Here is a 19,772-nt window from a genome sequence, read left to right on the forward strand (position 1 = left end):
AAAAAAATCGACAAGGAGCGTTAACCATGAGCCTGAATCGCTATCGGCTTGATATTCCTTCCTGTTCATCACGGCTTGATGTGGAAGACTTCAGTGGCGCTGAAGGTATGAGCCAGATGTACCACTACGATATTCTGTTCACCAGTAATGACAAGGATATTGATGTCTCTGCGCTGTTAAGCAAACCCGCCACTTTGACGATGGGTACCGGGTTATTAGGGCAACTGACCGGGCAGAAAGTGGTGTCCGGTGTGATAACCGATTTTCGTCGCCTCTCAGGCAGTATTGATGAGGCTAAATACCTGATCACACTGAGGCCGTTTCTCGCTTTGCTGGATAATCAGTTTCGCAGTCACCGTTTTTTCGTGAATAAATCGGTGCCGGAGGTGGTGACTCAAGTACTTAACGACCACCGGCTCAGGGACTGGGAGTTTGAGTTTATTCTGAAACAGGCCTATCCAAAGCGGGAGCAGATAAACCAGTATCAGGAAAGTGACCTGGCGTTTATCGAGCGGCTGCTGGCTGAAGTGGGGATCTTTTACTTCTTCACTTTGCAACCCGATACCCGAACCGAGGTGATTCATTTTGCCGATAAACAGAGCGCCTGGCAGTTTGGTAAAACCCTGCCCCTGAGCAGCCCGTCAGGGATGAGTGATAGCGGCGCGGACTCGGTATGGGATATTCATGTGCGTCACAATGTGGTGGCAAGCAGCGTGACGGCCAGGGACTATAACCACCGTGAGGCACAGAAAATACTGACCTCCGCGCCCGCCGATATGACGCGCGGTGACGGTGAGGGTATGACCTTTGGGGAGGTCTATCATTATCGTCCCCGGTATCAGGAATGTGGCGATAAGATTTACCCTACCGCAGAGACCGGCAACTTCTGGGCACGTCTCGAGCATGAACGCCTGCTTTCCACTCAGACGGTGGTCACGGGCAGCAGCAGTGATGCGCATATCAGCCCTGCACAGGTGCTGACGATTACGGAAAGCGCTATCCCACCAGCACTGCCTGCTGCCACTGAAAATGGCCTTATCATCATCAGCACGCGCTATACCGCCAGCCGTAAAAATGCCCTGCGTGTGGTATGGACCGCAATGCCCTACAGCGAAACCCGCTGCTGGCGCCCACCTGCGAAAAAACGCCCGGTTATCGGCGGTACCCTGACGGCCAGAATTACCAGCGCCAAAGCCCATGATACCTATGCCTGGCAGGATGTCTCCGGTCTTTACCGGGTACAATTTGATGCCGACCGGGATGCAAAAAATCAGGGGCTGGAAAGCATGCCGGTGCGCCTGGCGAAACCCTATGGCGGGGATAAGTACGGCTTCCACTTTCCGCTTATTCAGGGCACCGAAGTGGCCATCGCCTTCCATGAAGGTGACCCGGACCGACCCTATATCGCCCATGTCCTGCATGACTCCCGCCATGTCGACCACGTTACCGAAAAAAACAGCACCCGCAATGTGATACGCACCGCCGGATTAAACAAACTGCGGATGGAGGATAAACGCGGTGAAGAGCATATCAAACTCAGCACCGAATACGGCGGCAAGACCCAACTGAGCCTGGGGCACAATGTCGATGCCAGCCGGGCACTGCGTGGTAAAGGGGCGGAACTGCGCACCGATGACCGGGTGAGTATTCGAGGTGGGAAAGGGGTGTTTATCAGCGCAGACATCCAGCCGTTGGCACAGGGGCAGATGCTCGCGATGGATGAAGCTATCCGGCAGTTAGAGCAGGCGTTAACCCTGGCACGCAGTATGGCAAAGGCTGCGGTCTCAGCAAAAGCAATCGACAGTGATATTTGCAGTCAGAAGCAATTGAATGTCGCCTTAAGTCATCTCGAAGAGCCTGGGATATTACTCCATGCTCCCGAGGGGATAGGCATGGTCAGTGCCGGGGCGATAGGCATTGCTTCAGGAAGTGAAAGCGTGAGTCTGGTCTCCGGGGCTAACACCGATATCAGCGCCGGTCAGGCGTTCACCGTCGCCGCGAGTGCGGCAGTCAGTCTGCTGGCGAATAGCCAGGGAATGAAACTCCTGGCGGCAAAGGGCAGGGTGAATATTCAGGCTCAGAGTGATGCTTTGGCGGTTAACGCGCAAAAAGACCTCGATATACAGAGTACGGAAGGAAAGGTGACCGTCACGGCTCAGCAGGCATTGCTGCTTGCCTGCGGCGGAAGCTATATCAAACTGAGCGGTGGAAATATCGAGCTGGGCTGTCCGGGCAATATTCTGCTGAAATGTAACAATCTGCAAAAAATGGGTGCGGCCAGGATTGATATCGACCCGGTTGATATGCCGGTGGGGTTTGGTGGCGGCTTTATTTTTACCGACGACAGCGGCGTTCCACAGGCATCAATGCCGTATCAAATTACCACCAGAGAAGGCGAAATATTCCAGGGCGTCACCGATAATCATGGCAAAACGGCCCCTGTTTATACCGATGCACCTGCATCGGTAAACGTTGAGTTTGGCGGCAGCAACCAGGACAGGACGGCGGAAACAGGGCAGGGAGCGCCAAAATGACAAACTATTATGGCTATGACAAAACTGAGGGTACCCATAAAACCAGCATTCATAATAGCTGGAAAACGATAGTCGGAAAGAAAAAACCGTTACGCGGGTTGACCCTGACCATCGGTCTTTTTTTTGATGGAACCGGCAATAATCGTGAAAATACCGCTTCACGGCTAATGAAATTTAATGAATGCAGTACTGCGCTACAGGGGCTCAGCCAGCAAGAGGCGAAAAACTGTGAAGACTTTATTGAAGCTATCAATAAAGATAATTTCTCAAATGGCAGCTATCGGGGGTATTTCACTAATATTCATTGGTTAAATACACTATATGTGGCTGATCAAACTTTGCTGGATGATCAGGTTCAGGCACAAATTCAGACCTACATCTCTGGGATTGGAACCGCGGCGGATAAATCAGATTCATCTATCGGAATGGGGTTAGGTACCAGTATTCTGGATACATTTGAAGGGGTAGTGACTAAGACGGATGAAGCAATGCAGGGTATTACCCGCGCAATATTGGAGTTTATGGCATTTAATATCAACCCCGACTTTTGTATTACCAAAATTCAGTTTGATATCTTTGGTTTTAGCCGTGGGGCTGCCGCCGCACGGCACTTTGCGAATAGGGTGATGCGGCAGGACCCGGTGATAGCAAAAGCGATTTCCGAGGGGCTACGGGGACATTTTTATGATGGAAAACGCGCAGGCTCGGTCCGTTTTCTGGGTATTTTTGATACCGTAGCGGCGATCGGCGGGATTAAAAATTTCTTTAATATTAACGGCCGTAGTAGTCTTGACGTAATGTTGGAGTTACGCCCTTCGGTGGCGGAAAAAGTCTTTCAGATAACCGCTATTAATGAGTATCGCCATAACTTCAGCCTTAACAGTATCAAAGGTATGTGGCCCGAACTGGCGTTACCCGGCTCACATTCCGATATCGGGGGCGGTTATAATCCCGTCGGTTCAGCGCTGGAGGAAAATGAACATCTTCCTCTTAGCCGCCCAAAATTTGAAATTGTCAGTGCCGATACCGGGGAAATGACTACCCGGGTATACCGAAATGCCGAAAAAGACAGAGAAAGGCTACAGTCTCTCCCTGCCTTAAAATATCTTTTAGCGCATGGGAAAATGACCACTAAAGTGCGTTCCGTGGGGGTCGCTAATCCTGATCGTCGCCTATCAGCCGGGATTGAAAAACAGGTAGGCGCTGCTGTATTTTTGGAACGAAAGGCTATTCCGCATGACTGGGCCAAAGTGAGCCTGCGTGTAATGATGGATGCGGCTCAGGAGGCGGGAGCTTCTTTTATTCCGATTGATCCAGTGAATCCCGATACTAAACTTCCTCCTGAATTGCTCCTCCTTTCTGAGAAAGCCGTCATCCAAGGAAAAACTGTGCGACAAGGACAACAACTTCAGCCCTTTACCGAGGAAGAATTATTCCTTATCGGAAAATATATTCACTGCTCCGCCAGGTGGAATATATCTTCCGATCATAACTTATGGGTGGCTCCAAAAACGGGAGAGATATTTATTTATCGCTTTGGCCCGAAAGAAGATAAAGCCTTTGTTTTCCCTAATATGCCAGGTGATCACTGGATACGTTCGGTATGGTATATGGACGATCAGCAGCGGATGAATGATCGGGCAATAAACAATGATGCCGTCATGGAACCTCATTATTAACGTAACAGGATAGAGATATGGCTATAAAAAAAGGACTTTTTATCGTAATTCTGTTGCTATCAGTGACAGGCTGTACAACAGGATATTCCTCGTCAGTAGCCTCAGATAAAACAGAATGGGGCTATAAAAAACTTCCCTACAAGGAATGGAAGTTTTTATTTATTTATCCTTGGGCACTGCCTGCCTTGGCTACCCAGGCACTGATGATTGATGGGGCAGGGTATAAAACTACGTTCCAGTATATTGATACCACAAGACCGAGCCGTGTTAGTGTTGGACACTGGAATAACCATTTAGGAAGCACAGAGGCTTATTATAACAAGGGAAAAGCACTCCCGCTGGCGCTACGTTTCTGCTGGGACTCGGTAATAGATAAAAAGAGTTATGAAACGCTGATTTTCTTTAAACAAGGGACCTGGGATCAGATGACCATGCCTTATATTGATAAGCGCTGGGATGAAACCTATTACCGTTCAATCATGATAATTGGCCTGGCACCTGGCGGTAAAGTCAGCGTCTGGTTAGGCGATAGGGCTAATCCGGTCGTAGCCCAGACGGATGCCAAAATTACCACCGTGTCGGGTGAGGAGATGAAAATGTGCAAGGGTGTGACGAAACATCCTGATGGATATGTTTATTACGGAGATACGCCTGACTTTATCAAGGATAAAACGTATCCCTATGGCAACTGGTAATCATGACTCTGACTGGAAGGTGAAAGATGAGCGCTTGAATAATAAGGTCATGGTGGTTTCTATAATGGTTACCCTGGTCGGGTGCTCTACGGATATAACATCCTCTGTAACTAAGGGGGCAACGGCCACCCATACCGAATGGGGCTATAAAAAACTGCCCTATAAGGAGTGGAAGTTTCTCTTTATTTACCCTAAGGCGTTACCTGCCCTGGCTACCCAGTCGCTGATGGTGGATGGTGCGGGATATAAAACCACTTTTCAGTATGTTGATCATACTGAACCAAGTCAGGTTAGTGTAGGCCGCTGGAATGAACATCTGGGAGCAGTAGAGGCTTATTATAACAAGGGCAAAGCATTACCCCTGGCACTACGGTTCTGCTGGGACTCGGTCATAGATAAAAAGAGTTATGAAACGCTGATTTTCTTTAAACAAGGGACCTGGGAGCAGATGACCACGCCTTATCTTGATAAGCGCTGGGATGAAACCTATTACCGTTCAATCATGATAATTGGCCTGGCACCTGGCGGTAAAGTCAGCGTCTGGTTAGGCGATCGGGCTAATCCGGTCGTTGCCCAGACGGATGCCAAAATTACCACCGTATCGGGCGACAATATGAAAATGTGCCGGGGGGTAACTGATTTTCCTGGGGGATTCGAATATAGCAAGAGAACAAAAGCCTTTATTGAAGGGAAAATATATCCCTATGGCAACTGGTAATAATTATGAGTATTTCTAAGTTGTAAATATAAGCGTTCATAGTTCAGTAATATGAGAGATAATTATCTCCAAATAATGCGGTTATTTTAGTTTTCAATGCATTAACTAATGCAAAGCCGTAGTGATAGATAGCAGTTGTAGTAAATATGGATATCAAAATATTACCAGCGCACAGGATGTGCAACAGGATAAATTATGGTCTGGGAACGACGAAAAATTATTATTTCCAAAGCGCCTGCCGAGCCATCGCTGATGTTATGGCTGATAACCGGGGTTATCGCTGTGGTGGCAGGTGTTCTGCTATTTTTACTCCATGCCGGTCAGCTGCTGGGACCCTTTCAGATTTACGATATCCGGGTATTATCAACCACTCCCTTACTGACCTGGATCTTCCTGATGAGCCTGCGAGCCGGGCTGTATAATGTGATGTTTAATCGCCATCGTTTTGAATTCAATGAAGCGATAGATACACAGCAGCGCTGGACAGACTGGGCGGGGCGTTATCTGGCGGTTCTTCACAGCACGGTATTATTGCCGGGAAAATTAACCGCAGCCCAGTTTATACAACCGCCACCCGGACTTGAGCTGTATGGGGGACAAACACGACGTGTTAGCTGGGATGAAGCTGAAAGTCTGTTAATTTTGCTTGGCGATGTCAGCGATGCTCTGTTACAGCTGCCGCCTGAGTTGCCTCTTAATATCACCTTGCTGACAGATTCTCCGACAGACCCCCTGGTATTACAAAGGCTATTTGCTCGTAGCTGGAAAGAAACTATTACCGCAAAACATCCGATACCGAACCTGAATATCCTGCAATCGTATTCGCTACTTGCTCTTGATGAACGGATTAAATTATCGATTATTTCAGCTGAGCTGATTCTGGTTCAACAGTTGCACGGTGGGGAAAAATACAGTGATGCGCTGGCCGTCCTGCTACTGGTCTCTGATGATGTCGAAACCCTGTATCGGCTTAACCACGACGTCCGGTTTCTGCGCCCTATGGGGTTGAATAAAATCCGATTACCCGAAGAGCTGGCACTGTTCTTTTCCACACAAACCCAGGCTAACAGCACCCGGTTTATTGTCGGGGACTGCTTAAGCTGGGCAGATGATTTTATTGAATTACTGAATGCCCGTGAATCGGGCGGCGAGCCCTGGAAAACAGAGCAGCTCTACTGGCTTGAGAATTATAGCGGCATGTGTGGGCCATTCTCTCCCTGGATAACGGCAGCCGTAGCCAGCGATATGGTTAGCCTGCAGCAAGCATCGGGTTTGATGCTGGCAAACGATAACGAACAATCTTTTATTACTACCGTCACAGCGAATTCCCAGGCAAAAAAATGATGACAGGCAGGGTCAGCAAAAACCACGTAATGATTGTTATTGAAGACTGGAAAGTATCAAACATGTTAAAGTTGGCAGAGAAGTTAAAAATGAAATCACTCTTCGCGCTATAAAATAAGATAATCAGCCGCCTGTGGGCCGCTTTATGATCCTTTCTGCATCCAGCTATCTGGTCCTTGGCTTTATGGGTATTTATGTCACCCATGATGGCAGACCCTGATGAATCACAGAAAGTATTTCTGCTCATCATCAGGATATATTCAATACCAGGGGTAACGTAATACGAGAGTTTCAGTACTGACCTATTTTAAACGCCAGCATTATCCCCCCGTTTTCAGTTTCTGATAGTAAGACTCATACAGCATACTGGCATCACCCACGTCGTTCTGCCATTCTCCGGCCTCAATGACTGCGGCATCCGGGTAGAGTGATTTGTCCCCGGAAACTTCAGGGGGTAATAACTTACGGGCGGCGAGGTTGGGGGTCGGGTAGCCAATGGTTTCGGCGACCTGCTGAGCCACTTCCGGACGCAGCAGGAAGTTGATGAGCTGCAGGGCGCCATCAGCATTTTTAGCGTTGGCCGGAATAGACAGGTTATCCATCCAGAAAATACCGCCTTCTTTCGGCCAGACGATTTCCAGCGGTGTTCCTTCTTCGCGGGCAACCCAGGCTGAGCCATTCCATACCATACCGACATTAACCTCGCCTTCCATATACGGGTTAGCCGGGTTATCAGAGTTAAAAGCGGCAACGTTTGGCATCAGTTTTTGCAGCTCATGGTAGGCGGCTTCAATCTCTTTCGGGTCAGTACTGTTACCGGAATAACCCAGTTTACGTAACGCCATCTGGAATACTTCACGAGCGTCATCGGTCAGCAGCAGGCTCTGTTTATATTCAGGTTTCCAAAGGTCGGCCCAGCTTGTGATGCTTTTTGGATCCATTTCATCAGCGTTAATACCAATGGCGGTCGCACCCCAGATATAGGGGATCGAGTAGTCATTGTTCGGGTCAAAAGACTTGTTCAGCATCTCGGGGTCGAGGTTACTAAAGTTCGTCAGCTTACTTTTATCGATTTTCTGGATCATGCCTTCTTTACGCATTTTATCGACAAAATACGTAGAAGGGACCACCAGGTCATAGGCGCCATCTTTATAGGTTTTAAGCTTGGCGTACATGGTTTCATTCGACTCATAGGTTGAGTAGATAACCTTGATTCCCGTCTCTTTGGTAAATTGCTCTAACAGGCCGGGCGGCACATATTCCGTCCAGTTATAGAAATAGAGTGTTTTATTGTCGTTAGCCTGTGCGCTCCCCATAACCAGCGCAAGTGCGCCAGCGGCAAGCAGGTGGCGTGACCATTTTTTCATTTTTTAGTCCCCTGGGGTTTTGTTTTATCGCGAAGAATGAGTTGACTGGCGATGACCATCACCAGTGACAGCAATAATAGAATAGTTGCCAGGGCGTTCACCTCCGGTGATACGCCTACTTTCACCATCGAATAGATTTTTAGTGGCAGAATTTCATAACTAGGCCCCGTGACAAAGGAAGAGACCACCACGTCATCCATTGATAAGGTAAAACTCAGTAGCCAGCCTGCGGCAACCGCGGGCATTGCCAGTGGCAGAAGAATTTTCCGTAGGATAATCAGTTCGCTGGCACCTAAATCACGTGCCGCTTCCAGCATTCTGACGTCGAAGCCTTTCAGTCGTGAATAGACGGTTACTACGACAAAAGGCAGGCAGAAGGTAATATGAGAAAACAGCAGGGACCAGAAGCCGAGTGAAATGCCGAGTAACATAAACAGGACCAGCAGTGAAATGGCCATCACTATATCGGGTGACATCATCACCACAAACAGCATGCCGCCGACAAAAGGCTTGCCACGAAAATGATACCGATACAGTGCAACGGCGGTCAGCGAACCGATAATCGTTGCGGCGGTGGCAGAAAAGACCGCAATGGTGAGTGAGTGGCGAGCAGACTGGAGCAGGCTGTCATTGTTCATCAGTAAGCGATACCAGTCGGTGGTAAAGCCCTGCCAGTTAATGCCAAATCTGGAACTGTTAAATGAGTTAACGATCAGCAGGATAATGGGAATGTACAGAAAGGCATAAATAACGGACATAAACCCTGCTTTGAAGAGTCGTCCTTTCATCAGATACCCTCCTTTTTATTTAGCAGGCGGGACGTATGCCAGTACACCAGTAACATCAGGCCCATCACCAGCGTCAGCATAATGCTGGTGGCTGCCCCAAAGGGCCAGTCGCGGATCGTCAGAAACTGGCTTTTAATCACATTGCCAATCAGTAAGTTTTTTGCACCGCCCATCAGATCCGAAATATAGAACATTCCCATCGCAGGTAACATCACCAGCAGGCCACCGGCAATAATGCCTGGCATAGTCAGCGGGAGAATAATACGCAGAAAGGTTTGTGCCTTACTGGCACCTAAATCCCGAGCAGCTTCAAGTAACGGCTTATCAAGCTTTTCAATACTGGAATAGAGTGGCATCACCATAAAGGGCAACAGAATATAGACTAAACCAATAATCACTGCCCCCGGGGTAAACATAATCTTTATCGGCGTCTCTATCACACCCGTCCACAACAGAAACTCATTGAGATAGCCTTTGGTGCTGAGGAATAGTTTCAGACCATAGACGCGAATTAATGAGTTTGTCCAGAAAGGGACTATCAGCAAAAATAACAGTAATGGCCGTACCCGGGCGGGCAGACCGGCAAGAAACCAGGCAAAAGGATAGCCGAGTATCAGGCAGGCGAGCGTGGCAATCAGCGCCATATTCAAAGAATGAATCAGCACTTGGGCATAGAGTGGGTCAGCCAGACGAGTATAGTTATCAAGCGTGAAGACCATGCTGACGAAGTTTGCATCATCCCGGGTCAGAAAACTGGTGCCGATTATCATTAAGTTTGGCAAAAAAACAAACACCAGTAACCAGCCCACCGCCAGGCCGATGACGATATTTTTAAATCTACGAGAGCTCTGCATCGGTCAGCACAACCTCCCAGCTTTCAACCCAGGTCACGGCCATTTTCTGATTTAATGAATGGTCGAAGTCAGGATCGTCTTCGTTAAAGAACTCACTCACCATCACCATTTTGCCGTTTTCCAGCTCGACGGTAGACTCAAGCGTCATACCTTTATAGTTACGTTCGCGGATATAGCCAATCAAACCGTCCGATTCGCTATTGTCGTTGATTTCTTCGACCCGTAAATCCTCAGGGCGTAACAGTACCTTGAGCTTCTGACCAGGGCTTACCGGCTGCTGAGCAAAAATATGACATTCGCGGCCTTCCACCTGCGCCAGAACGCGTAGCTCATCAAAGCGTTCAATCACTACGGCATCAAAAATATTGGTTTCACCGATAAAGCTGGCAACAAAGAGGTTTTTGGGTTCTTCGTAGATTTCGCGAGGCGTGCCGTCTTGCTCAATTTTTCCATTGCGCATCACCACGATACGATCGGACATGCTGAGGGCTTCTTCCTGGTCATGAGTGACGAAAACAAAGGTAATACCGAGTTTACGTTGTAATGCTTTGAGTTCATTTTGCATCTGCTTACGTAATTTAAAGTCGAGGGCAGATAACGACTCATCAAGGAGTAACAGGCGCGGTTTATTCACCACGGCACGAGCAATCGCTACACGCTGTTGCTGGCCACCAGAGAGTTGATGGGGCTTGCGCTGGGCAAACTCTTCCAGTTGTACCATTTTCAGAGCTTCAGTGACGCGAGGTTCAATCTCACTGGCGGACGTTTTTTGCATCCGCAAACCAAAAGCGACGTTTTCAAAAACGGTCATATGAGGAAACAGGGCGTAGCTTTGAAACACCGTATTGACCGGGCGATGTTCTGCCGGAACGAGGGTAATATCCTTATTATCCAGAGAGATGGCGCCGCTATCGACCTGCTCAAGACCCGCTATGAGTCGTAATACCGTGGTTTTACCGCAGCCAGAAGGGCCAAGTAGCGTCAGAAACTCACCGTGACCTATCGTGAGTGAGAAGTCAGAAATGACTGTCTTGCCATCAAAACGCTTGGTTAACGCCGTAAGTTCGACTAACGGCGAGACGTAAGATTGCTGTTTTTCCAATTTTTACACTGTCCCATCAATAACGTATCTCTCAAAACAGATACGGGGTTTGTGATTAACCACCTTGAGGTTTAACACATTAAGTAAGGCCTGGCATTCTACGGGAAACAGTGTTCATCTCCAATCTTTGATACTGTAAAGCTATCTAATGACAATGAGAGTGTTAAATCAGACAAAATAACCAGCATTAAGCTAAATGATTTACAGTCAGCCCACCTAACTATGATGTGACGCAATACTTCTGACACCCGCCTTATGAATAATGGAATAACTCTACTCTGAAGGTGAAAGCAATGGACGAATTACTTGAACGCTTTCTGGAATACGTCGCTTTTGATACTCAATCACGCCCGGGCGTAAAGCGCACGCCCAGTACTGCCGGACAATGGGATCTGTTATACCTGTTGCAACAGCAGCTTACCGGACTGGGTTTGACTGATATCAGTTTAAGCGAACAGGGTATTCTGATGGCAACACTGCCAGCGAATGTGAGCCATACGGCTCCGGTTATTGGTTTTATTGCGCATGTTGATACCTCGCCGGATTTCAGCGGGAAACATGTTCAGCCACAAATTATAGAAGGCTACCGTGGGGGCGATATTGCTCTCGGCCATGGTGAGGAAATACTGTCCCCGGTGATGTTCCCGGTATTGCACCAGTTATTAGGGCAAACGATAATTACCACCAACGGTAAAACGTTATTAGGTGCAGATGATAAAGCGGGAATTGCAGAAATTATTACTGCCCTGAGCGTCTTAAAAAATGACAATATTCCGCACGGTGATATTCGGGTTGCCTTTACGCCAGATGAAGAAATTGGCCGTGGCGCAGCATTTTTTGATGTGGATGCTTTTGGCGCCGACTGGGCCTATACCGTCGATGGCGGTGGGGTGGGTGAACTGGAGTATGAAAACTTCAATGCCGCACAGGTCAAAATTGAACTGGTCGGTAATGCGGTTCATCCGGGGTCTGCAAAAGGCGTGATGGTTAATGCGATTGCGCTGGCTGCACGTTTGCATGCGGAGCTCCCGCAGGACGAAACACCCGAATGCACAGAGGGATATCAGGGTTTTTACCACCTGCATAACCTGAAAGGCAATGCGGAACACGCGCAAATGCACTATCTGATCCGTGATTTTGATACCCAGCAATTCCAGCTACGTAAGAAAAAGATGGTGGAGATAGCAGAGCGGGTGGGAAAAGGTCTGCCGCCTAAGTGCTATATCGAACTGGTGATCGATGACCATTATTACAACATGCGTGACAAAGTCCTCAGTCATCCTCATGCCCTGAAAATTGCCCGTCAGGCGATGATCGACTGCAACATTGAACCAATAATGAAACCTGTACGTGGGGGAACCGACGGTGCACAGCTTTCTTTCAAAGGTTTGCCTTGCCCTAACTTGTTTACCGGTGGCTACAACTATCACGGCAAGCATGAGATGGTGACTCTGGAAGGTATGGAGAAAGCCGTCAATGTGATTGTACAGATAGCGAAACTCGCCAGCGACGTTTCCCCTGGCTAGACGATATTATGGCGGTAGCCTTAACAGGTTACCGCCATGATAATTAGTCTTCGAAGTACCAGTAACCGCTATTCACTAGTGCAGCGAGTAAAACAAGGAAGGCGGGATCGTCCAGGGCATCAGCAAAGTGCTCTGCGTTTAGCGTCAGATGGCTGGCAAGGGCTTCCAGCGCCTGATGTTGCGGGCTGTCCAGCTTCTCACCATTCACATACACTTCATTCGCCACGCGTAAAACACGCAGACCACCGGCGCGGGTCAGCACATCTCCCTGCTGCAAGGCGTCAACAATTTCATCTGCCTGATAAGGCGGCTCTGGTGGGGCAAGATCCAGCTCATGGCGCGACTGACTGATAAATTCACCGAACCAGTTATTGAAGGTTTCGGGTTGATTTAGCATACCGAGCATCATATCGCGAAGCTCATCGACTTCCTGGGGCAGAATATCTGCCGGGTGCTCTCGCTGCGGTACTTTTGGATCGCTATAACGCAAGCCACCCAGTTCACGCTGCAATACAAAGTCAGCGAAACCGCTGATTAGCTCACGGCTGCTGGGTGCCCGGAAACCGACAGAGTAGTTCAGCGAATTTTCCAGCGAGTAGCCTTCATGCGGAAAACCTGGTGGAATATAGAGCACATCACCGGGTTCCATCTCTTCATCAATAATCGCATCGAAAGGTTCGACTTGCAGCAGGTCAGGATGCGGACAGTGCTGTTTCAGCGGAGCCTTTTCACCGACCCGCCAGCGACGACGACCCAGACCCTGAATAATAAAGACATCATACTGATCGAAATGCGGACCAACTCCGCCACCCGGAACCGAAAACGAGATCATCAGGTCATCGATACGCCAGTCCGGTAACGCCCGGAACGGGGCCATCAATGCGCTGGCAGGCTGATGCCAGTGATTAACCGCTTGAACCAATAAAGACCAGTCATGCTCGCCCAGGTGATCATACTCCTGAAACGGACCATGGCTCACCTGCCATTTGCCTTTGTTCTGGCTGACCAGGCGACTATCGACTTCGTTTTCCATCGCCAGCCCGGCAAGTTCATCCGGTGAAATAGGGTCAATGAAATTTTTGAAGGCATGTTTCAGTATTACCGGGCGTTTTTGCCAGTAACGTTCAATAAAATCTGGCCAGTTTAAATCAAGCTGATAATCCATAGTGGCTACCTTGAGGGTGAAAATAATGCTGTCCGGGATTGTAACGGATGATAGTCTGACTGAGGGTATCTTTTATTCTATTTCCTGCGAGAGATGCTGCTGAGAAAAAACAATTTCCATGCGGGCACCTCCCAGTGGACTGACGCCGATGAGAATTTCCCCTTCATACTGCTCTATCAGCTCTCTTACCACCGAAAGACCAATTCCCTGACCCGGTCGTAAGGTATCGGCACGCTGACCTCGATGGAAGACCACTTCACGCTTGCTTTCAGGAATACCCGGTCCGTCATCTTCAATGATAATGTGCAGCGTATCATCGTGTTGCTGAGCGGAAAGCTCAACGAACTCGAGACAATATTTACAGGCGTTATCCAGCACATTACCCATCACTTCCATAAAATCATGTTTTTCACCAACAAATATTATTTCTGGTGAAATATCAAGCGTAATACTGACGCCCTTGCGCTGGTACACTTTATTCAGAGCAGAACACAGACTGTCCAGTAATGGAGCGACAGGATGGAGTTCCCGACTGAGCAATTCCATATCACCGCGCATACTGGCTCGATGCAGATAATAGCCAATTTGCTGAGAAATACGGCTTATTTGTTCCAGCATTTCTGGCTCAGCCTGATCAAGGTCTATCTTATTACCCCGTAACGATCTCAGGGTCGATTGCAGCACGGCTAGCGGGGTTTTCAGACTATGGGTCAGGTCTGTCAGAGTGGTGCGATATTTATCGTGACGCTCCCGCTCAGTACGTAACAGTCGGTTGAGATTCTGTACCAGACTGGTCAGTTCTGGTGTGGTTTCCGGGTTCAGGCTGTTACGATCGCGTTTTTCCAGCTGACGCACTTCCCGGGCCAGAGCTTCGATCGGCCGTAAGCTCCACCACGCTGCCAGCAACAGCAGCGGAACCACAAGCAATAGATTCGCCAGTAACACATAAATAAACCAGCTCCACACCATATAAGAGCGTTTAAGCTCTATCGGGATGGTATCAACCATGACTATGGTTACGGCCGGCATACGGGAGGTTGCGGGGTACTGGTTAACGGCAATCGAGTGAGTCACTTCATACTCATCATCAGCTTCTGCGTCATACATTATTTTGAGTTCTGTCAGCCGCTCTTTATCATCACCCAGCAGTGCGCTGCTAGTGGCGTAGTTGGCTTCCAGTTCAAAAAAACCATTATCTTTCAGCCACTCTTTGCGGATTTGGTGCTCGATATAGGGCACATCACGTTGAGCCCAGAGTAGTTCACCGTCAGAATCGTATATAAGCGCCAGCGCCGGGCTTTGCAGGTTTAAATCACTGGAAAGCGCGACATCCATCTTGCCATTTTCCCAGTGAGCCAGGGTATAGATCAGGTTACTTTCGCCGCGCAATAAACGGAAAGTGGTTTTATCAAAACTGACGCTGTAACCGACAAGTGCGACTAACCCATAGGCCAGCGATAACACCATGACTACTGCTGCGGTTGCCAGTAAAAACCGGATACGCAGTGACAGGGGTAACAGATGGCGAAACAGGCGTTTCATGAGGGTAAGTCAAACCTATAGCCTTGCCCGCGTACGGTGGCAATGACTTCTGCGGCATATTCCACCTGAATTTTTTTGCGCAGACGACCCATCAGCACATCAATAGTGTGGCTTTCACGCAATTCTGCATCAGGATAAAGTTGCAGCATCAGCGAGTCTTTACTGACGACTTTACCGGCATTACGGATGATAGTTTCCATAATGGTGTATTCAAAAGCGGTAAGTTTAATTAACTGGCCATTAATCGACAGCTCGCGGCGCGATAAGTCAACCTGAAAGGGGGGGAGGGAGATAACCTGGGAAGCAAGACCGCTGTTACGGCGCATAAGCGCCTGCATACGAGCGACCACCTCTTCGAGATGAAAAGGTTTTGTCACATAGTCATCAGCCCCGGCCCCTAGCACTTCAACTTTATCCTGCCAGCCTTCGCGGGCGGTAAGCACCATAATCGGGATAGTCACGTCGTGACTGCGCCAGCGACGAATTAAACTCATGCCGTCTTCGTCGGGTAACCCCAAATCGATAATAGCGATATCCGGAGTATGTTCATTCAAAAAGTAGTCTGCTTCTTTAGCATCTTCCGCTGCATCAACTTGATGACCTCCCTCGCGTAGCTGTACCTGGAGGTGGTGGCGGAGCAAAGCATTATCTTCGACAACCAAAACGCGCATCACTTTTCCTTAATAAATAAATGCTGGTTATAGTTTAACGCGAATTGAAGGGAAGCAGGAGGTGGTGACGGATAAATCTTGAGAGAAACCCCCAGTTATGGGGGTTTATTCGTGCAGTTTGTTATTTTAACTCATCAACCATGGCAATAGCGCGGCCAATATAGTTCGCTGGGGTCAGTTCTTTCAGACGTGTTTTTTCTGCTTCTGGCAGTTCCAGGCCATCAATAAACTGTTTCATCCCTTCGGCATCGACACGTTTACCGCGGGTCAGCTCTTTCAGTTTCTCGTAAGGTTTCTCAATACCGTAGCGACGCATTACGGTCTGAATCGGCTCAGCCAGAACTTCCCAGTTAAGATCCAGTTCAGCCAGCAGTTTGTCACGGTTAACTTCGAGTTTGCTGACACCTTTCAGAGTGGACTGGTAGGCTATCAGTGCATAACCAATACCCACACCCAGGTTACGCAGTACCGTGGAGTCCGTTAAGTCTCGCTGCCAGCGTGAAACCGGCAGTTTACTTGCCAGATGCTGCAACAGGGCGTTGGACAGACCCAGGTTGCCTTCGGAGTTTTCGAAGTCAATCGGGTTCACTTTATGCGGCATAGTCGAAGAACCGATTTCGCCCGCAATAGTTTTTTGTTTGAAATGATTCAGAGCGATATAACCCCAGATATCACGATCGAAATCGAGAACAATAGTGTTAAAGCGTGCGATACAGTCAAACAGTTCAGCAATATAGTCGTGTGGCTCAATCTGAGTGGTATACGGGTTCCACTGAATGCCCAGTGAGCTGACAAAGCTTGAACTTAATTCATGCCAGTCGACTTCCGGATAAGCGACCATGTGGGCATTATAGTTACCCACAGCACCGTTAATCTTCCCGAGGATCTCGACTTTTTCCAGCTGGCGCAGCTGTCTTTCCAGACGATAGGCGACGTTCGCCATCTCTTTACCCATCGTTGATGGAGTTGCAGGCTGACCATGGGTACGAGAAAGCAGCGGAATATCACGATACTGTACCGCCAGGTCTTTGACCGCAACAATCAGTTGACGCCAGTAAGGTAATACCACTTCCTGACGAGCGGTTTCCAGCATCAGAGCATGGGACAGGTTATTGATATCTTCAGAAGTACAAGCGAAGTGAATAAACTCAGTGACGGCATGAAGAGCAGGAACCTCAGCCACTTTCTCTTTAAGGAAATACTCTACCGCTTTAACGTCATGGTTAGTGGTGCGTTCGATAGTTTTAATACGCGCAGCGTCAGCTTCACTAAACTCAGCAACAATTTTATCGAGGAAACCGTTTGCGTCGGCATCAAAAGCAGGAACTTCCTTGATCTCTGCCTGCGCGGCCAGTTTTTGTAACCAGCGTACTTCAACCTGCACGCGGAATTTCAATAAACCGAACTCGCTGAAAATAGCGCGCAGAGCGCTGACTTTATCGCCATAGCGCCCGTCAACGGGGGAAACAGCGGTCAGTGCGGATAATTCCATAACAACTCCTGAGGGATTAACAATTAGCAAGAATTTGTTTGGCCTGTGCAGACAGGCGACCACGAGAAAACATCAATTGCAAGCGACCACCACCGACTTGATGCCAGAGTACGGCAGCACGAATACCAGCGAGCAGGGTGGCGCGTACTTTACTTTGAATCTGAGAATTTTGCAGCACGCTGGGGGCTCCCGTCACTTGAATACGCGGGCCAAGCGGGCTGATAACATCTACATAAATCCCGGCCATGGCATTGAGCAACGGATCGGACTCTAAGTCAAAATGCTCAAGCTGACGTTGTAAGCCCTGAATACTGCTGCCCAGTTTGTCCATGGCACCTTTGCTGGCATGGAGTTTTCGCTCCAGCACCATCAGGCTCAGGGTATAGCGGGTCAGCTCACCATTCAGTCCCTGACGACTACTGGCGTTGAGTACGCCAAGCAGGGTCTCAAGACCCAGCTTGAGGTTCTCTTCTTTGCCGCCAAAAACAGTCAGGGTGGAACCTGGGTTTAAGTCAACCACGCTATTCAGTGATACGCGTAACGCATCATTATCAGCCTGACCCTGGTGTGCCAGCTGCTGCACCAGATGGGCAGACTGACAGATACCCGCCAGGGCGAGTGTAATATCGTAGTAGTTTTTAGCCACGCGGCCCTTGTCCTTGTGTAGTTAAATAACGAGCGGCAAGCGCTGTTCGATAATGCCGCCACCTAAACAGATATCAGCGGCATAAAAGACCGCTGACTGGCCAGGTGTGACGGCAGAAACCGGCTCGTCAAAACGTACCTCAACACGCCCGTCATCAAGTGGGGTCAGGGTACAGGGAATATCAGTCTGGCGATAACGTGTTTTTACGGTACAACGTAAAGTATCGCTCAGGGGTTCGCGATTGACCCAGTCAAGCTGGCCGGCAATTAAGCCTGTCGACATCAAACGCGGATGTTCATGACCTTGAGCCACCACCAGCAGATTCTGCTCAACATCTTTATCAACGACGTACCATGGGTCTTCAGAACCTTCTTTCGTTCCGCCGATCCCCAGTCCTTTGCGCTGACCCAGAGTATGATACATCAGCCCCTGGTGTTCACCGATGGTTTCGCCATCGACAGTCACTATTTTACCCGGTTGGGCAGGCAGATAACGGCCGAGGAACTCGCGGAATTTACGCTCACCAATAAAGCAGATCCCGGTTGAGTCTTTTTTCTTCGCGGTGATTAAGTCCAGCTGCTCGGCAATACGACGCACTTCAGGTTTTTCCAGCTCACCTACCGGGAACAGGCTTTGCGCGATTTGGTCAGAACCTAAGGTATACAGAAAGTAACTTTGATCTTTATTACCGTCCAGACCACGTAATAACTGACTTTTACCGTCAACATCGGCACGGCGCACATAGTGACCGGTTGCAATGTAATCGGCACCTAAATCTTCGGCGGCAAATTCGAGAAAGGCTTTAAACTTTATCTCTTTATTACACAAGATATCAGGATTGGGGGTGCGTCCTGCCTTATATTCCTGAAGAAAATGCTCAAAGACATTATCCCAGTACTCCGCGGCAAAATTAACGGTGTGTAGCTCAATGCCGAGTTTATCGCATACTGCCTGTGCATCAGCTAAGTCTGCGGCTGCGGTACAGTAGTCTTCACCATCATCTTCTTCCCAGTTTTTCATAAACAGGCCTTCCACTTGATAGCCCTGTTGCTGGAGCAAATAAGCGGAAACTGAAGAGTCAACACCGCCGGACATACCGACAATGACTTTTTTCTGGCTGTTATCAGACATAGGATACCCACAACATTGAATTTCAAGCGGCGTATTCTACCACGCACTCTTTTACATGGCACCCTCTGTAAACGGCCAGTTAAAGGCAGAAAGCACGGAAAGTGGATATTGAACGTTTTTTTGATAGCAGCGGATACTTTCAGCGACCAGTAATGAGCGTAAATTTGTTGCTTCGAGGATCTGTTGTGCGCTAACCCAGTGACAACAGTCAATATCACTGTCATGCGGCTGAGTTGGTACAATCTTTTCTAAATTAATCACAAACAAAAACCGTAAAAAAGGGGTTTTATCGGGAGCAATCCATTGATGGAGTCCAAGAAATGCCTGGGGTTTTGCCTTAATACCCGTTTCTTCCCATAATTCACGACTCGCTGCCTGGATTAGGGTCTCGTCTGCTTCCAGGTGCCCGGCTGGCTGGTTCCACAGGGCTTTACCTTTAATAGTCTCTTCAACCACTAAAAACTTACCTTCTGCCTGAACAACACAAGCGACAGTAACATGAGGTTTAAACATGACGA

Annotated in this window: 17 protein-coding genes; 6 read left to right on the plus strand and 11 right to left on the minus strand. The window is 48.7% G+C overall.

The genetic code is table 11. The features are described 5' to 3' along the window. The first annotated feature begins 26 nt into the window (after positions 1-26). From M2387_RS21025 to M2387_RS21045, 5 genes are all read left to right on the plus strand, one after another. Entirely contained in the window at positions 27-2,534 is a 2,508-nt protein-coding gene (locus M2387_RS21025) for a type VI secretion system Vgr family protein (RefSeq protein ID WP_259052352.1), read from the plus strand. After that, positions 2,531-4,213, plus strand: coding sequence for a T6SS phospholipase effector Tle1-like catalytic domain-containing protein (locus tag M2387_RS21030; protein ID WP_259052353.1), 1,683 nt, complete (start codon positions 2,531-2,533; stop codon positions 4,211-4,213). Before M2387_RS21025 ends, M2387_RS21030 begins: the two co-directional genes overlap by 4 nt. A 17-nt stretch (positions 4,214-4,230) precedes the next feature. Continuing rightward, on the plus strand, positions 4,231-4,908 hold the full coding sequence (locus M2387_RS21035) for a DUF2931 family protein (protein WP_259052355.1): 678 nt from the start codon (positions 4,231-4,233) through the stop codon (positions 4,906-4,908). Next, on the plus strand, positions 4,895-5,626 hold the full coding sequence (locus tag M2387_RS21040) for a DUF2931 family protein (protein WP_259052357.1): 732 nt from the start codon (positions 4,895-4,897) through the stop codon (positions 5,624-5,626). The genes M2387_RS21035 and M2387_RS21040 overlap by 14 nt, the downstream gene beginning before the upstream one ends. A 195-nt stretch (positions 5,627-5,821) precedes the next feature. Next, positions 5,822-6,970 (plus strand): hypothetical protein, encoded by a 1,149-nt coding sequence (locus tag M2387_RS21045; RefSeq protein ID WP_259052359.1) that lies wholly within the window; start codon positions 5,822-5,824, stop codon positions 6,968-6,970. 320 nt (positions 6,971-7,290) lie between these two features. Here M2387_RS21045 and potD read toward each other — a convergent pair whose 3' ends face one another. The 4 genes from potD to potA are packed head-to-tail and all read right to left on the minus strand — an operon-like array spanning position 7,291 to position 11,081. Then, entirely contained in the window at positions 7,291-8,337 is a 1,047-nt protein-coding gene (gene potD, locus M2387_RS21050) for a spermidine/putrescine ABC transporter substrate-binding protein PotD (RefSeq protein ID WP_259052361.1), read from the minus strand. Then, positions 8,334-9,125 carry a spermidine/putrescine ABC transporter permease PotC gene (gene potC, locus M2387_RS21055; protein ID WP_259052363.1) on the minus strand — a complete coding sequence of 264 codons (792 nt, stop codon included), beginning with the start codon at positions 9,123-9,125 and terminating at the stop codon, positions 8,334-8,336. The genes potD and potC overlap by 4 nt, the downstream gene beginning before the upstream one ends. Then, positions 9,125-9,979, minus strand: a complete 855-nt coding sequence (gene potB / locus M2387_RS21060) for a spermidine/putrescine ABC transporter permease PotB (RefSeq protein WP_259052366.1) — start codon at positions 9,977-9,979, stop codon at positions 9,125-9,127. Before potB ends, potC begins: the two co-directional genes overlap by 1 nt. Next, the gene (potA, locus tag M2387_RS21065; protein ID WP_259052368.1) at positions 9,963-11,081 is read right to left on the minus strand and encodes a spermidine/putrescine ABC transporter ATP-binding protein PotA; all 1,119 of its coding nucleotides are present in this window, start codon (positions 11,079-11,081) and stop codon (positions 9,963-9,965) included. The genes potB and potA overlap by 17 nt, the downstream gene beginning before the upstream one ends. A gap of 293 nt (positions 11,082-11,374) precedes the next feature. Here potA and pepT point away from each other — a divergent pair, with 293 nt between their 5' ends. Then, on the plus strand, positions 11,375-12,607 hold the full coding sequence (gene pepT, locus M2387_RS21070; RefSeq protein WP_259052371.1) for a peptidase T: 1,233 nt from the start codon (positions 11,375-11,377) through the stop codon (positions 12,605-12,607). A 43-nt stretch (positions 12,608-12,650) separates the two neighbouring features. On the opposite strand, the gene M2387_RS21075 is transcribed toward pepT, so the two are convergent. The 7 genes from M2387_RS21075 to M2387_RS21105 all read right to left on the minus strand — a co-directional run bounded on the left by M2387_RS21075 (position 12,651) and on the right by M2387_RS21105 (position 19,767). Continuing rightward, positions 12,651-13,772, minus strand: coding sequence for a ribosomal protein uL16 3-hydroxylase (locus M2387_RS21075; protein WP_259052373.1), 1,122 nt, complete (start codon positions 13,770-13,772; stop codon positions 12,651-12,653). Positions 13,773-13,844: 72 nt separating this feature from the next. Then, positions 13,845-15,314 carry a two-component system sensor histidine kinase PhoQ gene (gene phoQ / locus M2387_RS21080; protein ID WP_259052374.1) on the minus strand — a complete coding sequence of 490 codons (1,470 nt, stop codon included), beginning with the start codon at positions 15,312-15,314 and terminating at the stop codon, positions 13,845-13,847. Continuing rightward, positions 15,311-15,985: a two-component system response regulator PhoP gene (gene phoP, locus M2387_RS21085; protein WP_259052375.1), complete on the minus strand. Its 675-nt coding sequence runs from the start codon at positions 15,983-15,985 to the stop codon at positions 15,311-15,313. The genes phoQ and phoP overlap by 4 nt, the downstream gene beginning before the upstream one ends. 121 nt (positions 15,986-16,106) lie before the next feature. Continuing rightward, on the minus strand, positions 16,107-17,477 hold the full coding sequence (gene purB, locus M2387_RS21090) for an adenylosuccinate lyase (RefSeq protein ID WP_259052376.1): 1,371 nt from the start codon (positions 17,475-17,477) through the stop codon (positions 16,107-16,109). A 16-nt stretch (positions 17,478-17,493) separates the two neighbouring features. Continuing rightward, positions 17,494-18,123 carry a high frequency lysogenization protein HflD gene (gene hflD / locus M2387_RS21095; RefSeq protein ID WP_259052378.1) on the minus strand — a complete coding sequence of 210 codons (630 nt, stop codon included), beginning with the start codon at positions 18,121-18,123 and terminating at the stop codon, positions 17,494-17,496. 21 nt (positions 18,124-18,144) lie between these two features. Further along, the gene (gene mnmA / locus M2387_RS21100; RefSeq protein ID WP_259052380.1) at positions 18,145-19,254 is read right to left on the minus strand and encodes a tRNA 2-thiouridine(34) synthase MnmA; all 1,110 of its coding nucleotides are present in this window, start codon (positions 19,252-19,254) and stop codon (positions 18,145-18,147) included. A 51-nt stretch (positions 19,255-19,305) separates the two neighbouring features. Continuing rightward, positions 19,306-19,767: an NUDIX hydrolase gene (locus tag M2387_RS21105; protein WP_259052383.1), complete on the minus strand. Its 462-nt coding sequence runs from the start codon at positions 19,765-19,767 to the stop codon at positions 19,306-19,308. Positions 19,768-19,772 lie beyond the last annotated feature (5 nt).

Origin of the sequence: Klebsiella sp. BIGb0407 (assembly GCF_024807845.1) — a bacterium.
In the GTDB taxonomy this organism is placed as follows: Bacteria; Pseudomonadota; Gammaproteobacteria; order Enterobacterales; family Enterobacteriaceae; genus JGM124.

Excerpts from the sequence above, each read along its gene's own strand:
- potB (WP_259052366.1), bottom strand. The coding sequence starts at position 9,979 with ATGCAGAGCTCTCGTAGATTTAAAAATATCGTCATCGGCCTGGCGGTG.
- M2387_RS21105 (WP_259052383.1), bottom strand. The coding sequence starts at position 19,767 with ATGTTTAAACCTCATGTTACTGTCGCTTGTGTTGTTCAGGCAGAAGGT.
- M2387_RS21025 (WP_259052352.1), top strand. The coding sequence starts at position 27 with ATGAGCCTGAATCGCTATCGGCTTGATATTCCTTCCTGTTCATCACGG.
- phoP (WP_259052375.1), bottom strand. The coding sequence starts at position 15,985 with ATGCGCGTTTTGGTTGTCGAAGATAATGCTTTGCTCCGCCACCACCTC.
- mnmA (WP_259052380.1), bottom strand. The coding sequence starts at position 19,254 with ATGTCTGATAACAGCCAGAAAAAAGTCATTGTCGGTATGTCCGGCGGT.
- phoQ (WP_259052374.1), bottom strand. The coding sequence starts at position 15,314 with ATGAAACGCCTGTTTCGCCATCTGTTACCCCTGTCACTGCGTATCCGG.
- M2387_RS21035 (WP_259052355.1), top strand. The coding sequence starts at position 4,231 with ATGGCTATAAAAAAAGGACTTTTTATCGTAATTCTGTTGCTATCAGTG.
- M2387_RS21040 (WP_259052357.1), top strand. The coding sequence starts at position 4,895 with ATGGCAACTGGTAATCATGACTCTGACTGGAAGGTGAAAGATGAGCGC.
- pepT (WP_259052371.1), top strand. The coding sequence starts at position 11,375 with ATGGACGAATTACTTGAACGCTTTCTGGAATACGTCGCTTTTGATACT.
- potD (WP_259052361.1), bottom strand. The coding sequence starts at position 8,337 with ATGAAAAAATGGTCACGCCACCTGCTTGCCGCTGGCGCACTTGCGCTG.
- potC (WP_259052363.1), bottom strand. The coding sequence starts at position 9,125 with ATGAAAGGACGACTCTTCAAAGCAGGGTTTATGTCCGTTATTTATGCC.
- M2387_RS21030 (WP_259052353.1), top strand. The coding sequence starts at position 2,531 with ATGACAAACTATTATGGCTATGACAAAACTGAGGGTACCCATAAAACC.
- M2387_RS21075 (WP_259052373.1), bottom strand. The coding sequence starts at position 13,772 with ATGGATTATCAGCTTGATTTAAACTGGCCAGATTTTATTGAACGTTAC.
- purB (WP_259052376.1), bottom strand. The coding sequence starts at position 17,477 with ATGGAATTATCCGCACTGACCGCTGTTTCCCCCGTTGACGGGCGCTAT.
- M2387_RS21045 (WP_259052359.1), top strand. The coding sequence starts at position 5,822 with ATGGTCTGGGAACGACGAAAAATTATTATTTCCAAAGCGCCTGCCGAG.